The sequence below is a fragment of the Geodermatophilus sp. URMC 60 genome (assembly GCF_053502585.1).
Genome location: NZ_CP199958.1, coordinates 1,610,568 through 1,624,172 on the forward strand (window position 1 = coordinate 1,610,568; position 13,605 = coordinate 1,624,172).

General features: G+C 76.2%; 11 protein-coding genes. 6 read left to right on the forward strand and 5 right to left on the reverse strand.

The genetic code is table 11. From position 1 onward, the window contains the following. Nucleotides 1-47: 47 nt before the first annotated feature. From ACWIX3_RS07785 to ACWIX3_RS07800, 4 genes are all read left to right on the forward strand, one after another. Nucleotides 48-959 carry an ABC transporter ATP-binding protein gene (locus tag ACWIX3_RS07785; protein ID WP_448611502.1) on the forward strand — a complete coding sequence of 304 codons (912 nt, stop codon included), beginning with the start codon at nt 48-50 and terminating at the stop codon, nt 957-959. Further along, nucleotides 959-2,146, forward strand: coding sequence for an ABC transporter permease (locus ACWIX3_RS07790; protein WP_448611503.1), 1,188 nt, complete (start codon nt 959-961; stop codon nt 2,144-2,146). The genes ACWIX3_RS07785 and ACWIX3_RS07790 overlap by 1 nt, the downstream gene beginning before the upstream one ends. A 443-nt stretch (nt 2,147-2,589) precedes the next feature. After that, nucleotides 2,590-3,570 carry a TIGR03557 family F420-dependent LLM class oxidoreductase gene (locus ACWIX3_RS07795; protein WP_448611504.1) on the forward strand — a complete coding sequence of 327 codons (981 nt, stop codon included), beginning with the start codon at nt 2,590-2,592 and terminating at the stop codon, nt 3,568-3,570. 160 nt (nt 3,571-3,730) lie between these two features. Next, complete coding sequence (locus ACWIX3_RS07800; RefSeq protein WP_448611505.1) at nt 3,731-4,588, forward strand: tetratricopeptide repeat protein; 858 nt, start codon at nt 3,731-3,733, stop codon at nt 4,586-4,588. 97 nt (nt 4,589-4,685) lie between these two features. Here ACWIX3_RS07800 and ACWIX3_RS07805 read toward each other — a convergent pair whose 3' ends face one another. Continuing rightward, complete coding sequence (locus ACWIX3_RS07805; RefSeq protein WP_448611506.1) at nt 4,686-5,621, reverse strand: SMP-30/gluconolactonase/LRE family protein; 936 nt, start codon at nt 5,619-5,621, stop codon at nt 4,686-4,688. 247 nt (nt 5,622-5,868) lie between these two features. Between ACWIX3_RS07805 and ppc the strand changes: the two genes are divergently transcribed. Continuing rightward, a complete protein-coding gene (gene ppc / locus ACWIX3_RS07810; protein ID WP_448611507.1) occupies nt 5,869-8,679 on the forward strand; it encodes a phosphoenolpyruvate carboxylase in 2,811 nt (936 codons plus the stop codon). Next, nucleotides 8,672-9,781, forward strand: a complete 1,110-nt coding sequence (locus ACWIX3_RS07815) for an inositol monophosphatase family protein (RefSeq protein ID WP_448611508.1) — start codon at nt 8,672-8,674, stop codon at nt 9,779-9,781. The genes ppc and ACWIX3_RS07815 overlap by 8 nt, the downstream gene beginning before the upstream one ends. Before the next feature lie 3 nt (nt 9,782-9,784). Here ACWIX3_RS07815 and ACWIX3_RS07820 read toward each other — a convergent pair whose 3' ends face one another. The 4 genes from ACWIX3_RS07820 to ACWIX3_RS07835 form a co-directional block, all read right to left on the reverse strand. After that, nucleotides 9,785-10,126 (reverse strand): VOC family protein, encoded by a 342-nt coding sequence (locus ACWIX3_RS07820; protein ID WP_448611509.1) that lies wholly within the window; start codon nt 10,124-10,126, stop codon nt 9,785-9,787. 36 nt (nt 10,127-10,162) lie between these two features. Then, the gene (locus tag ACWIX3_RS07825; RefSeq protein ID WP_448611510.1) at nt 10,163-11,572 is read right to left on the reverse strand and encodes an FAD-dependent oxidoreductase; all 1,410 of its coding nucleotides are present in this window, start codon (nt 11,570-11,572) and stop codon (nt 10,163-10,165) included. A 275-nt stretch (nt 11,573-11,847) separates the two neighbouring features. Beyond that, nucleotides 11,848-12,672, reverse strand: coding sequence for a hypothetical protein (locus tag ACWIX3_RS07830; protein ID WP_448611511.1), 825 nt, complete (start codon nt 12,670-12,672; stop codon nt 11,848-11,850). A gap of 39 nt (nt 12,673-12,711) precedes the next feature. Further along, nucleotides 12,712-13,521 (reverse strand): Fpg/Nei family DNA glycosylase, encoded by an 810-nt coding sequence (locus tag ACWIX3_RS07835; protein ID WP_448611512.1) that lies wholly within the window; start codon nt 13,519-13,521, stop codon nt 12,712-12,714. Nucleotides 13,522-13,605 lie beyond the last annotated feature (84 nt).

Consider the following 13,605-nt stretch of genomic DNA (forward strand, 5'->3'; position numbering starts at 1 on the left):
GATAGCGTCCGGACCGGTTTCTCGACACAGGTCCGGGGGGAGCGCGCGTGCTGGAGTTCGAGGGTCTCCACAAGAGCTACGGGGCCAACCGGGTGCTCGACGGGGTCTCGTTCGCCGTCGCCCCCGGTTCGATGTTCGGCTTCTGCGGATCCAACGGAGCCGGCAAGACGACGACGATGCGGATCGCGATGGGGCTGGTCCGCGCCGATGCCGGGGAGGTGCGCTGGCAGGGCCGGCCGCTGGACCAGGCGCTGCGCCGCCGGATCGGCTACATGCCCGAGGAGCGCGGTCTCTACCCGAAGATGCGGGTCGGCGAGCAGCTGGCGTACTTCGCCCGGCTGCACGGCCTGGACGCCGCGGCGGCCACCCGCGCCGCCGAGCACTGGGCCGACCGGCTGGGCCTCGGGGAGCGCCGTCGCTCCCGGGTGGAGGAGCTGTCGCTGGGCAACCAGCAGCGGGTGCAGCTGGCCGCGGCCCTGGTCAGCGGGCCGGAGGTGCTCATCCTCGACGAGCCGTTCTCCGGCCTGGACCCGGTGGGCGTCGACGCGCTGGCCGAGGCTCTGCTGGAGCAGGTGCGCGGCGGTGTCCCGGTCGTCTTCTCCAGCCACCAGCTCGACCTGGTCGAGCGGCTCTGCGACGCCGTCGGGATCCTCGCCCGCGGGTCGATGGTCGCCGTCGGGCCGGTCGCCGAGCTGCGCCGCCGCGAGGCCGGCCGGCTGCTGCGGGTCGACGTCCCGGACGCGCCGCCGGGCTGGGCGGCCGGGTTGCCCGGCGTGCGGCTGGTGTCCGAGCGAGCCGGGGACACCCTGCTGGAGCTCGCTCCCGCCACCGACGACCAGGTGGTGCTCGCCGCGGCGCTGCGCACCGGCCGGGTCGCGCACTTCGCCTGGCGCGAGCCGACCCTGGTCGAGCTGTTCCGCGAGGCGGTCGCCGAGCCGGCCGGGGAGGTCGCCGCGTGATGTCGCCGGGACCCCGCACCCCGGGCAGCGCCGCGCTGGTCCGGATGGTCGCGGCGCGGGAGGTCTCCAGCCGCATCCGCGACAAGAACTTCCTCATCAGCTCGGTGGTCATCCTGGTGCTCCTGCTGGGCGTGATGGCCTTCCAGGTGGTCGTCAGCAGCGGGGAGGGGACCAGCCGGCTCGCCGTCGTCGCCGACGACGGCCGGCTCGGGCCCGCACTCGAGGCGCAGGGCGAGGCGGTCGGTGTGGACGTCGAGGTCGTCGACGTCCCCGATGAGGCCGCGGCGCGCGGCGCCGTCGAGGCCGAGGAGGTCGACGCGGCTCTGGTGGATGGGACCGGGCCGGCCCCGAGGCTGGTGCTCGTCGACCGGGACCCCGCGCTGGAGGCGGTGGTCGGCGGCGCGGTCAGCGGCCTGGCCGTCTCCGACCGGCTGCTCGAGGCCGGCGTCGACCTGCAGTCCCTGCCCGAGGTGGCGGTCACCCCGGTCGGCGACCAGGAGGACGACGGCCAGCGGGTGGTCGTGGCGATCATCGGCGTCGTCGTCCTCTACAGCCTGCTGATCCTGTTCGCGCAGTTCGTCGCGCAGGGCGTGGTGGAGGAGAAGTCCAGCCGGGTGGTGGAGCTGCTGCTCGCAACCATGCGGCCGTGGCAGCTGCTCGCGGGCAAGATCATCGGCCTGGGCCTGCTGGGGCTCGGGCAGATCCTCGTCATCGGCGTCGTGGGGGTGACCGGTGCGCTCGTGTTCGACCTGGTCGACGTCCCCGGGGAGCTGATCGGCACGGTGGCCACCGTCGTGGCCTGGTTCGTGCTCGGCTACGCGTTCTACGCCTGCGTCTTCGCCGTGGCGGCCTCGCTGGTCAGCCGGCAGGAGGACCTCGGCAGCGTGCTCACCCCGGCCTCGATGCTGCTCGTCGGGGGCTTCTTCGTGGCGGTCCAGGCGGCCGGCGACCCCGCCGGCACGCTGGCCACGGTCACCTCCTTCGTGCCCGGCCTCTCGCCGCTGGTCATGCCGGTGCGCCAGGCGGCCGGAGAGGCGGCGGGCTGGGAGGTGGCGCTGGCCGTCGTCCTCATGCTGGTCGCCATCGGCCTGGCGGTCCGCCTCGGCGGGCGGGTCTACGCCGGTGCCCTGCTGCGCACCAGCGGCCGGACGAAGGTGCGCGAGGCGCTGCGCGCCGAGCGGACCTGAGAAAGGACCCCCTGCCCCCCACCACTCGCACGCTCGCGGCGGGGCCCTGCAGGGGGCCGCCCCTGCCCCCCACCACTCGCACGCTCGCGGCGGGGCCCTGCAGGGGGCCGCCCCTGCCCCCCACCACTCGCACGCTCGCGGCGGGGCCCTGCAGGGGGCCGCCCCTGCCCCCCACCACTCGCACGCTCGCGGCGGGGCCCTGCAGGGGGCCGCCCCTGCCCCCCACCACTCGCACGCTCGCGGCGGGGCCCTGCAGGGGGCCGCCCCTGCCCCCCACCACTCGCACGCTCGCGGCGGGGCCCTGCAGGGGGCCGCCGTCCTCCCCACCCCTCGCGAGCTCGGGGCGGGCCCCTGGACGGGGCCCGGCGGGATCGCCGAACTCGGCGCTCGCGACCGGTTCGCGCGGCCGGTTGTCCCCCGCCCACCCGGGGTAGCGCGGCGGCATGGGCATGCAGCTGGGCTACACGATGATGACCGAGCAGGCCGGTCCCAAGGACCTGGTCAGTCACGTGGTCGGCGCCGAGGAGGCCGGCTTCGACTTCGCCGTCAGCAGCGACCACTTCTTCCCGTGGCTGGACGAGATGGGCCACTCGCCCAACGCCTGGGTCACCCTCGGCGCGGCGGCGCAGGCCACCAGCCGCATCGACCTGATGACCTACGTGACCTGCCCGATCCTGCGGTACCGCCCGGCCGTGGTGGCCCAGCAGGCGGCCACCCTGCAGCTGCTCTCCGACGGCCGGTTCACCCTCGGCCTGGGCGCGGGTGAGAACCTCAACGAGCACGTCATCGGTGAGGGCTGGCCGCCGGTCGCCGTCCGCCACGAGATGTTCGCGGAGGCGGTGCAGATCATCCGCGAGCTGCTCTCGACCGACGGCTACACGACCTTCCACGGCGAGTACTACTCCGTCGACGGCGGCCGGATCTGGGACCGGCCCGAGGGCGGGGTGCCGATCGGCATCGCGGCGTCGGGGGAGAAGTCGGTGCGGCTGGCCGGTGAGTACGCCGACGTGCTGATGGCCACGGACCCGGAGTCCGAGCTGGTCCAGGGTTTCGACGCCGCGGGAGGCGCCGGCAAGCCGCGGGTCGGCCAGATGCCCATCTGCTACGACACCGACCGCGACGCCGCCGTGAAACGCGCGCACGAGATGTTCCGCTGGTTCGGGCTGGGCTGGAAGGTCAACGCCGACCTGCCGGGGACGGCTGGGTTCGCGGCGGCCAGCCAGTTCGTCCGCGAGGAGGACGTCGCGGGGAGCATCCCCTGCGGGGACGACGTCGACGCGGTGATCGAGGCGGCCAGGGCCTACGCCGACGCCGGCTTCACGCACCTGGCCCTGGTGCAGATCGGCGGGGACCGCCAGCGGCCCTACCTGGAGTGGACGCAGGAGACCCTGCTACCCGCCTGGCGCGAGGCGTTCGGCGGCTGACCACCGGGCCGGGTGGGCCCCGCGACGGGGGGCGGCTCACCGGTGTGGGACCGGCCCGTCGGCACGGCTGAATCCCCCCGGGTGACCTGCACCGCCTCCGACGGGTGAGACCGCCCGGCCGGGGGAGGACGGCGCGGCGGGACCCCACGATGATCGCCGCATGCGGGAGGACCTCGACGGGCGCCTCCGGAGGCTGCGCGCCTGCCGGGACGCCGACGCCGTCATCGAGCTGGGCTGCGACCTGGCCGATGCCGGGCGTCCCCGGGACGCCGAGCGCTGCTTCCGCCGGGCCGCCGAGCTGGGGGACGCGCTCGGCTGGTTCAACCTGGGCAACTCGCTGGCCGCGCGCGGCCAGGTCGAGGAGGCCGTCGACGCCTACGAGCGGGCGCTGGCCGGCGGCGAGCGCGACGCCTGGGTGAACCTCGGCCTGGTGCTCGAGGAGCTCGGCGACCTGGCCGGCGCGATGAACGCCTACCGGGGCGCCGGCGCCGCCGGGGACACCCAGGGCGGGCTGCAGCTGGCGTTCCTGCTGCACGAGCAGGGCGAGCACGAGCAGGCCATCGCCGTGGCGGCCGAGCTCGCCGCCACGGGGGACGACGTCGCCGCCGCGGTGCTCGCCTGCTGGCGGTGGGCCGCATCGCACGACACCTCGCTGGAGGACGAGCTGCGCACGGGGGCCGACCGCTTCCCCGGCGCGCGGGTGGCGCTGGCCGCGCTGCTGCGCAGCACCGACCGGGTGGCGGAGGCCCGCTTCACGCTCGAGCGCGGCGCCAAGCTCGGCGAGGTCCAGGCGTGGCTGCCGCTGGGCAACTTCTACGCCGAGGACCTGGCCGACGTGGAGGCGGCCGAGGAGGCCTACCGCGCGGGCATCGCCGCCGGCGACAGCTACTGCCACCACAACCTGGCCGTGCTGCTCGCCGACCGCGGGGACCTCGACGGCGCGGTGGAGCACTTCCGGCTCGGCGCCGCGGACGGCGACGACCTCGCCGCCCGGGCGCTGCGCGAGCTCGGCGGCTGAAGGGGAAGGAGGACCCCGTCCTCCTCGCCGCTCGCCGGCTCGCGGCGAGCCTCTGGACGGGGCCGACCCCGGGAGGCCGTGTCGCTGCCGCCGGAGGTCAGGTCGACTGGCGCAGGCCCTCCAGCGGGCCGCGGTAGACCCCCGCGGGCGGACCGGTCACTCCCGGCCGGGCGGTGAACAGCCGGCCGGCGTCGGGCTGCGCGGCCCGCGCCGCGTCATCGAGCCCCTCCGCCGAGGTGCTCACCACCAGCAGGTCGTGCGCGGGGCCGGCGAACGCGCAGCTCGACGTCTGGGCCACACCGGGCACCTCGACGACGGCGAGCAGGTCGCCCTCCGGTGACCAGCGGCGCACCTGCCCGCCGCCCCACAGCGCCGTCCAGAGGCAGCCCTCGTCGTCGACGGTGAGCCCGTCGGCCACGCCGTCGTCCCCGCTGAACTCCAGGAGCACCCGGCCGTCGGAGAACGCGCCGGTGGCGGGGTCGTACCCGAACGCGTGCACCACGCCGGGGCCGGAGTCGGCGAGGTAGGCGGTGCGGCCGTCCGGCGACCAGTCGATGCCGTTGGAGACGGTCAGCCCGTCGAGCACGCGGGTGACGGTGCCGTCGACGTCGAGCCGGTACAGGGTGCCGGCGCCGGACCGTTGGTCGAAGGCCATGGTGCCGGCGTAGAACCGGCCGGCCGGGTCGCAGGCCGCGTCGTTCATGCGGGTGCCGCCGTCGGCCTCGGTGCCGCCCTCGCCGGCCAGGTCGAGCAGGACGCGGGCGGTGCCGTCGGGCGCGAGGTGGGTGAAGCCGCCGTCCGCGGCCAGCAGCCACCCGCCGTCCGCCGCCGGGACGACGGCCCCCACCGTGTTCCCCCCGCGGTGCACCCCGGTCTCGGACAGCGTGCCGCCGGTGTCGACCGCGGCCCGGCGGACCAGGCCGCCCGTGATGTCCACCCACAGCAGCTCGGCGCGGTCGTCGTCCCAGGTCGGGCCCTCACCGTGCTGGGCGGGGGTCAGGCCGGGGACGGGCGTGGCGGTCAGTCGCTGCACCCCTGCATCGTCCCGGCGCGGTCCACCGGCCGCGCGCCGAGCGGCCGTCCGCTCGCCGCCGGCCCCTCCCGAGACGATCATCGGCTGCTGGCCGCCGGACACGCCGTCGGCGACGCGTCCGCCTGCGACGGCCCCATGGTCATCGGAGACAGGAGTCGGATGCAGCAGGCGGGAGCAGGGGACGGCACGGGGCGCGGCGGTGTCCCCACGACACCCAGCCGTCACACGGGCGGTCGATACTCGTCCGGTGTCCGAAGCCACCGTCGACGTCGCCGACCTGCGTCACCACGGGGGAGTCGAGGGCGACGTCGCCGACGCCCCGCTGCGCGAGGACATCCGGCTGCTCGGCCGGGTCCTCGGTGAGGTGGTCGGCGAGCAGTCGGGGGACGACGTCCTCGCGCTCGTCGAGTCCACCCGGGTGGAGGCTTTCCGGCTGCGCCGCTCGGAGGTCGACCGCGCCGACGTGGCCGCCCGGCTCGGCGCCCTCGACGTCCGCTCGGCCAACCACGTCATCCGCGCGTTCAGCCACTTCTCGCTGCTGGCCAACCTCGCCGAGGACCTGCACCACGAGCGCCGCCGCCGTTTCCACCGCATCGAGGGCTCGCCGCCGCAGAAGGGCAGCCTGGCGGCCACCTTCGAGCTGCTGGACGCCGCGCACCTCGACGCCGACGTCGTCGCCCGTGAGCTGGCGGGGGCCCTGGTCTCCCCGGTCGTCACCGCGCACCCGACCGAGGTCCGGCGCCGCACGATCACCCGCGTCCAGCGGCAGATCACCGAGCTGATCCGCCGCCGCGACCGCTCCGCCCCCGACGAGGCCGACGACCCGGCGTGGTCGGCGGAGCTGCACCGCGCGGTGCTCACGCTCTGGCAGACGGCGCTGCTGCGGCTGTCGCGGCTGCGGCTGGTCGACGAGATCGACGAGGCGCTGCGCTACTACGAGATGTCGCTGTTCGAGGTGGTGCCCGCGATCAACGCCGAGCTGCGCCGGGCGCTGCACGAGCGCTGGCCCTCGGTCGTGCTGCACCGGCCGGTGCTGCTGCCCGGATCGTGGATCGGCGGCGACCGCGACGGCAACCCCTTCGTCACCGCCGACGCCGTCCGCCGGGCCAGCACCCGGCAGGCGGAGACCGCGCTGGGCCACCACCTCGCCGAGCTGCTGGCGCTGCACGACGAGCTGTCGATGTCCGACCGGCTCATCACGCCGACACCGGAGCTGGCGCGGCTGGCCGACGCCTCCGGCGACGACTCGCCGTTCCGCGCCGACGAGCCCTACCGCCGCGCCCTGTACGGGGTGCACGCCCGGCTGGCCGCGACCGCGCAGCGGGTGCTCGGGTCGGTGCCCGGCCCGCCGCCGCACGCCGTCCTCGAGCCCTACGCGACCCCCGAGGAGGTGCTGGCCGACCTCGCCACGATCGACGCGTCGCTGCGCACCCACGGCGCCGGTGCGCTGGCCGAGGACCGGCTGGCCCGGCTGCGCGAGGCCGTGGAGGTGTTCGGCTTCCACCTCGCCGGGCTGGACATGCGGCAGAACTCGGCCGTCCACGAGGAGGTGCTGGCCGAGCTGCTCGCCTGGGCCGGGGTCTGCCCGGACTACGCCGCGCTCGATGAGCAGCAGCGGGTGGAGCTGCTGGTCGGCGAGCTGCGGATGCGCCGCCCGCTGGTGCGCCCGGACGCCGAGCTGTCCGACCTCGCCCGCGGCGAGCTCGACGTGCTGCTCGCCGCGGCCGGCCAGGTCCGCGCGCTCGGCCCGCAGGCGGTCCCGAACTACGTGATCAGCATGTGCGAGTCGGTCAGCGACGTCCTCGAGGTCGCCGTCCTGCTCAAGGAGGTCGGCCTGCTCGACCCCGACGGCGAGGGCGGGCCCCGCTGCCCGGTCGGCATCTCGCCGCTGTTCGAGACGATCGGCGACCTGCAGCGCGCCGCCGAGACGATGACCGCCGTGCTCGGCCAGCCCCTCTACCGCTCGCTGCTGCGCAACCGCGGCGACGTGCAGGAGGTCATGCTCGGCTACTCCGACAGCAACAAGGACGGCGGCTACCTGGCGGCCAACTGGGCGCTGTACCGGGCCGAGCTGGCGCTGGTCGAGGTCGCCCGGCGCGAGGGCGTGCGACTGCGGCTGTTCCACGGCCGCGGCGGCACGGTCGGTCGCGGCGGCGGCCCCAGCTACGACGCGATCCGGGCCCAGCCGCCCGGCGCGGTGGCCGGCGCGCTGCGGATCACCGAGCAGGGCGAGGTCATCGCCGCCAAGTACGCCGAGCCCGACCGCGCCCGGCGCAACCTGGAGGCGATGGTGGCGGCCACGCTGGAGGCCACCCTGCTCGACACCGAGGGCCTCGGGGACGACCCCGAGGAGGTCTACGCGCTGCTCGACGACCTCGCCGACCGCGCCCAGCAGGCCTACCGGGCGCTGGTGCACGAGACGCCGGGCTTCGTCGACTGGTTCCGCGCGGCCACGCCGATCACCGAGCTGGCCGAGCTGAACATCGGCAGCCGGCCGCCGTCGCGCAAGGCCGGAGACTCGATCGCCGACCTGCGTGCCATCCCCTGGGTGTTCAGCTGGTCGCAGGCGCGGATCATGCTGCCCGGCTGGTACGGCACCGGCAGCGCGCTGGAGTCGTGGGTCGACGGCGACCCCGCCCGGCTGGCCCGGCTCCAGGAGCTGCACAGGCGCTGGCCGTGGTTGCGCACGATGCTGTCCAACATGGGCATGGTGCTGGCCAAGACCGATCTCGACCTGGCCGCCCGCTACGCCGAGCTGGTGCCCGACGAGCAGCTCCGGCACCGGGTGTTCGACCAGCTCACCGCCGAGCACGGGCGCAGCTGCCGGATGCTGCTGGCGGTCACCGGCGACGACGGGCTGCTGGCCGACAACCCCTCGCTCGCACGGTCGATCCGCAACCGCTTCCCCTACCTGGAGCCGCTGCACCACCTGCAGGTGGAGATGCTGCGCCGGCGCCGCGGGCACGACGGGCAGGACGGGGACGACGACGAGCTGGTCCGCCGCAACATCCAGCTGACCATCAACGGCATCGCCACGGCGTTGCGCAACAGTGGCTGAGCCGCAGCTGGAGGAGCCCGCCGACCCGGAGCCGCTCGACCTCCGGGTGGCCACCGGGTCTCGCGAGGTGCAGGCCGCGGCCCGGGCCCTCGGCGTGGCCCCCGCCGCCCTCGCGACCGCGCTTCCCGACCCCGGTCTGCGGCTGCTCGTGGACGACCTGGGTGCCGTCGCGCTGCTGCGCCGCCAGTGGGGTGCCGACGGGCACGCCGAGGCGGTGCTCCTCCGCCGGCACGGCGCCTGGATCGACCAGCCCGCCGTCCTCGCCGCCGCGTCGGCGTGGGGCTGCGAGCGGGTCCGCGACGGCCGGGGGGACGACGTGCTGGCCGTGCCGGCGCCGCCGGACGACGCCGCGCCTGCGGAGCGCTTCCTCCACCTGGCCGCCCTGGCCGCCACCCGCGTGGAGGTCGCCGTCGCGCTGGCCCGGGACGCCGGTCACGAGTCGACCAAGGCCGACGGCAGCCCGTCGCTGGGCGCCGACGAGGCCGCGCACCTGGCCGCCGCGCACGCGCTGCGCCCGCTCGGGGTGACCGTGCTCAGCGAGGAGCGCTCCGACCGGCCGGTCCCGGGCGACGAGCCGTGGGTGGTGCTCGACCCGCTCGACGGCACCGGGAACTTCCGCGCCGGGCTGGCGCCCTGGGCCTTCTCCGCGGCCCTGGTCCAGGACGGCCGGCCGGTCGCGGGCCTGGTCGCCGACCTGTCGTCGGGCCGCCGCTGGTCGGGGGCGGTCGGTGCGGGGGCGCGGCGCGACGGGGTGCCGGTCCGGCCGCGTGACGCCGGGACGGTCGTCGCGCCCACCGCGCCGTCGGGGTCGGCCGTGGTCGTGCCGGCCAGCGCCCGCCGGGTCCGGGTGACCGGCTGCACCGCGGTCGACGTCTGCCTGGTCGCCGACGGCGCCGCCGGGGCCTGGCAGAACCTCGACCGCAGCGGCACCCACGTGCACGACGTCGCCGGCGGGCTGGCGCTGCTCGCCGCCGCCGGCGGGGTGGCGCTGGGCTCCGACGGCGCGCCGCTGCGGCTGCGGCCTGACACCGAGACGCTCATCCGCTTCGTCGCCGCCGGCACCGAGGAGCGGGCGCGGGCGCTGCTGCGCGAGCTGACCTGAGGCCTACGTCGCCCGGCCGAGCAGGACGGTGTTCCCGGCCGGGTCGGTGCTCGAGGCGAGGCGGAACTGCCCGTCCGGCGTGGTGAACAGCTGCGCCTCGATGCCGCGGTCGACGAGCTGGGCGGCGCGGGCGTCGACGTCGTCCACGCCGAGCACGACGGTGCTCCCGCCGGCGCCGGCCGGGTTCCCGAACACCTGGACGGCGCCGCTGTCGGCCAGCTGCCACTCCGCGCAGGTCGCCATCGGGCGGCGGTCGGGGCCGCGGCCGAAGAACCGCTCGTACCACGCGGCGGCGGTGGGGAAGTCGTCGACCATCAGCACGGCGAGGACGTCGGTGAACTCCATGCAGCACCGACCTGCCGGCGGCGGTGAACTGAGCGGTCAGCGGGCCCGGGCGGCCGCCTCCTTCACGGCGGCCAGCAGGCTCTCCCACTCGTGCAGCGTCGTCCGCGCCCGGCCGCGGGTGGCGCCGAGCGCGACCTCGGCGGCGTCGATGGCCCGCCAGTCCTCGAGCAGCACCGGGTCGGCGCCGTTGGCGCGCAGGGTCGCCACCAGGTCGTCGTCCCCGGTGCCGCCGGGACGGACCACGCCGGCCGCGACGTCGGCCAGCAGCGTGGCCACCGTCTCGCGGGCGTCGTGCTTGTTGGTGCCCACGACCCCGGTCGGTCCGCGCTTGATCCACCCCGCCACGTACTCCCCGGGGGAGGGGTCCCCGCCGCGCAGCACCCGGCCCAGGTCGTTGGGGACGGTGCCGCGACGCGGGTCGAGCGGCAGCTCGGGCAGCTCGCCGCCGCGGTAGCCGACCGAGCGGACCACCAGGTCGGCGGGCAGCACGGTCGTCTCGCCGGTGCCGGAGGCGCGGCCGTCGGCGTCGACGACGGTGCGCTCGACCTCGACGCCGGTCACCCGGTCCTCCCCGAGCAGGCGCACCGGGCGGGAGTAGAAGCGCAGGGTCACCGTCGTCCGGCCCGGCCGGGCCGTGTGGGCGGCCCACTCGCGCAGCACCGCCATGTTCCGCGAGGCCACCCGGTCGGCCGCCACGCGCTCCTCGGCAGCGGCGTCCAGTTCCAGGTGGGCCGGGTCCACCAGCACGTCGGCCTCGGCCAGCTCCCCGAGCTCGCGCAGCTCCTGGGTGGTGAAGGTGGCCTGTGCCGGGCCGCGGCGGCCGAGCACGGTGACCCGCTCGACCGGCGCGGCGGCGAGGGCGTCGAGGACGTGCTGCGGCATGTCCGTGGACTCGAGCTCGGCCGGGGTGCGGGCCAGCACGCGCGCCACGTCGAGCGCGACGTTGCCGACCCCCACGACGACGACCGAGCGGGCACGCGTCAGCGCCGCCTCGACCGTCGCCCGGTCGGCGTCGGGGTGGCCGGTGTACCAGGCGACCAGCGCCGTGGCGGCGAGGCTGCCGGGCAGCTCCTCGCCGGGGATGCCCAGCTGCCGGTCCAGCGCGGCGCCGTAGGTGTAGACGACGGCGTCCACCGCGGAGTGCAGGTCGCGGCACGACAGGTCCCGGCCGATCTCGACGTTGCCGACGAAGCGCACCGCCGGGTGGTCGAGCGCCCGGTGCAGCGTGTCGCGGATGGCGCGCATCTTGGGGTGGTCCGGGGCGATGCCGTGGCGCACCAGGCCGAACGGGGTGGGCAGCCGGTCGATCAGGTCGACGGCGACCGGGACCTCCTGCTGCCGGGTGAGCGCCTCGGCGGCGTAGATGCCCGCCGGGCCGGCGCCGACGACGGCCACCCGCAGCCGCGGGGGAGGGGACGGGGCACCGGGGTCATCGTCGGCCGACACGACATGCATCCTGTCCCGCCCGGGTGGGCGAGCACCAGGCTCCGGGAACCGAGTGCAGGAGGCAGCCCGTGTCCGTCGTCGTCGCCACCGTCACCCGCAGCCAGAGCACGCCCGGGCGGTGCGGGAGGCCGTGCTGACCGCCGTCCCGCAGGAGGGGAAGCTCACCGCCGGCCTCCTGCAGGGTCCCGCCGCCGGCTCCGTCCAGGGCACCGCCCCGAGCGGAGCGAGGGATGGGGAGGACGGGGTCCTTCCACGGTGGTGGGCCGGGGGTCCTCCTAGACGCAGCTGTGGTCGTGGTCCAGCCCGTTGGCCACGTACTGGGTGAGGACCACGTCACCGCCGCGGACCAGGGGAGCGCGCCGGCACGCGGCGTGGGCGCCGGCGAGGGAGGTCGAGCCGGCCAGCCAGCTGTCGAGGTCGTGCAGCGGGCTGTCCTCGGGCACCACGCCGGTGATCCGCCGCCACTGGTAGCCGGTGGAGTAGAGGCCGACCTCGGCGCCGGTGGCGGAGAGGCGGGCGGCCATGCCCTCGAGCGCCGCGCGGTTGCGGGCACGGGCGGGTGCCGACCCGGTCTGCCAGGTGTTCGTGGTCTCGACGTCGAGCCACCACGTGTGGTCGCCCGGGTCGGGGTCGACGTCGGCGGCCTCGGCGGCGGGGACGAAGAACTCCTCGACCGTCACGGCGGCCCGCTCCCACCCGTACTGCCACGAGCAGGCGCGGCTGTTGTCGCCCTCGCACCGGCCGTAGGGCGTGCGGCCGCGTGCCGGCCAGGTGGTCACCTGCTCGCGGACCTGCCCGGGGTTGGCGGTGTTGACGTAGAGCTGCAGCCGCGGCTGCGCCTCCACCTCGCCGGTTGCCTCCGCCGCCGCCCAGGCCAGCTGCTCGGCCAGGCAGGGGTTGGGCCGGGTGGCCAGCCCGCCGTTCACCCCGACGACGACGAACGCCGGCCGGTCGGGGAGCTCGCCGCCGCACTGCGGATAGGAGACGTCGTAGCCGATCGCACCGTCGTCGCCCGGGTCGGCCGCGACGGCCGGCACGCCCAGGGCCAGGGTCGCCGCGGCGATCGCGGCCACCCCGAGAGCACGCCCCCCGCCGGCCATGGCCCCACGATAGGTCCGCGAGTGCGCCCGGTCACCGGGTCAAACGGCCTGACACACCGGGCACCAGTAGAGGTTCCGGCCGACCATCACCTCGGTCCGCACCGGCGTCCCGCAGATCCGGCAGGGCAGCCCGGTGCGCCGGTACACGTAGTGCGAGTCCTCCCGCCGGACGGCGCCGCTGCGGCGGCCGCGGTGCTCCGGGCGGGTGGTGACGATCCGGCCCAGCCGGACACCGGAGCGCATGAGCACCACCAGGTCGGCCCACATCGCCGCCCACGTGTCGGCGTCGACGTCCCGACCCGGTCGGAACGGCGAGACGCCGTGCCGGAAGAGGATCTCGGCGCGGTAGACGTTGCCGACCCCGGCGAGCACCGACTGGTCCATGAGCAGCGCGCCGATCGCGGTGCGGCTGCCGGCGATCCTCCGGTGGGCCACCGTGCCGTCGCTGCGCGGCCGCAGCGGGTCGGGCCCGAGGCGGTCGAGGATGCGGTCGACCTCCGGCGCGGTGAGCACCTCGCAGGCGGTGGCGCCGCGCAGGTCGGTCCACACGCCCAGGCCGTCGGGGCCCTCGCCCTCCCAGCGCATCCGCAGCGCGCCGCGCGGTGCCGGCGGGCTCCCGGTGCCGGCGGTGTAGCTGCCGTAGAGGCCCAGGTGCACGTGGAGGGTGTCGGCACCGAAGCCGGCGAACAGGTGCTTGCCGTAGGAGGTCACCTCGTCGAGCACCCGGCCGTCGAGCAGTGCCGCGCCGGCGGCGAAACGGCCCTGCGGGCTGGTGACGCGCACGGGGCGGCCGGCGAAGGCCCGCGTCTGGTCCCGGGCCAGCCGGTTGAGCGTGTGTCCCTCAGGCACGGGCGGCTCGGCAGGTCATGCTCCCAGCTTCACCCCTGACCAGCAGGTCCGCCACGACGGCACGGTGACCCGGGCGACACCGCA

Excerpts from the sequence above, each read along its gene's own strand:
- ACWIX3_RS07790 (WP_448611503.1), top strand. The coding sequence starts at position 959 with ATGTCGCCGGGACCCCGCACCCCGGGCAGCGCCGCGCTGGTCCGGATG.
- ACWIX3_RS07795 (WP_448611504.1), top strand. The coding sequence starts at position 2,590 with ATGGGCATGCAGCTGGGCTACACGATGATGACCGAGCAGGCCGGTCCC.
- ACWIX3_RS07800 (WP_448611505.1), top strand. The coding sequence starts at position 3,731 with ATGCGGGAGGACCTCGACGGGCGCCTCCGGAGGCTGCGCGCCTGCCGG.
- ACWIX3_RS07820 (WP_448611509.1), bottom strand. The coding sequence starts at position 10,126 with ATGGAGTTCACCGACGTCCTCGCCGTGCTGATGGTCGACGACTTCCCC.
- ACWIX3_RS07830 (WP_448611511.1), bottom strand. The coding sequence starts at position 12,672 with ATGGCCGGCGGGGGGCGTGCTCTCGGGGTGGCCGCGATCGCCGCGGCG.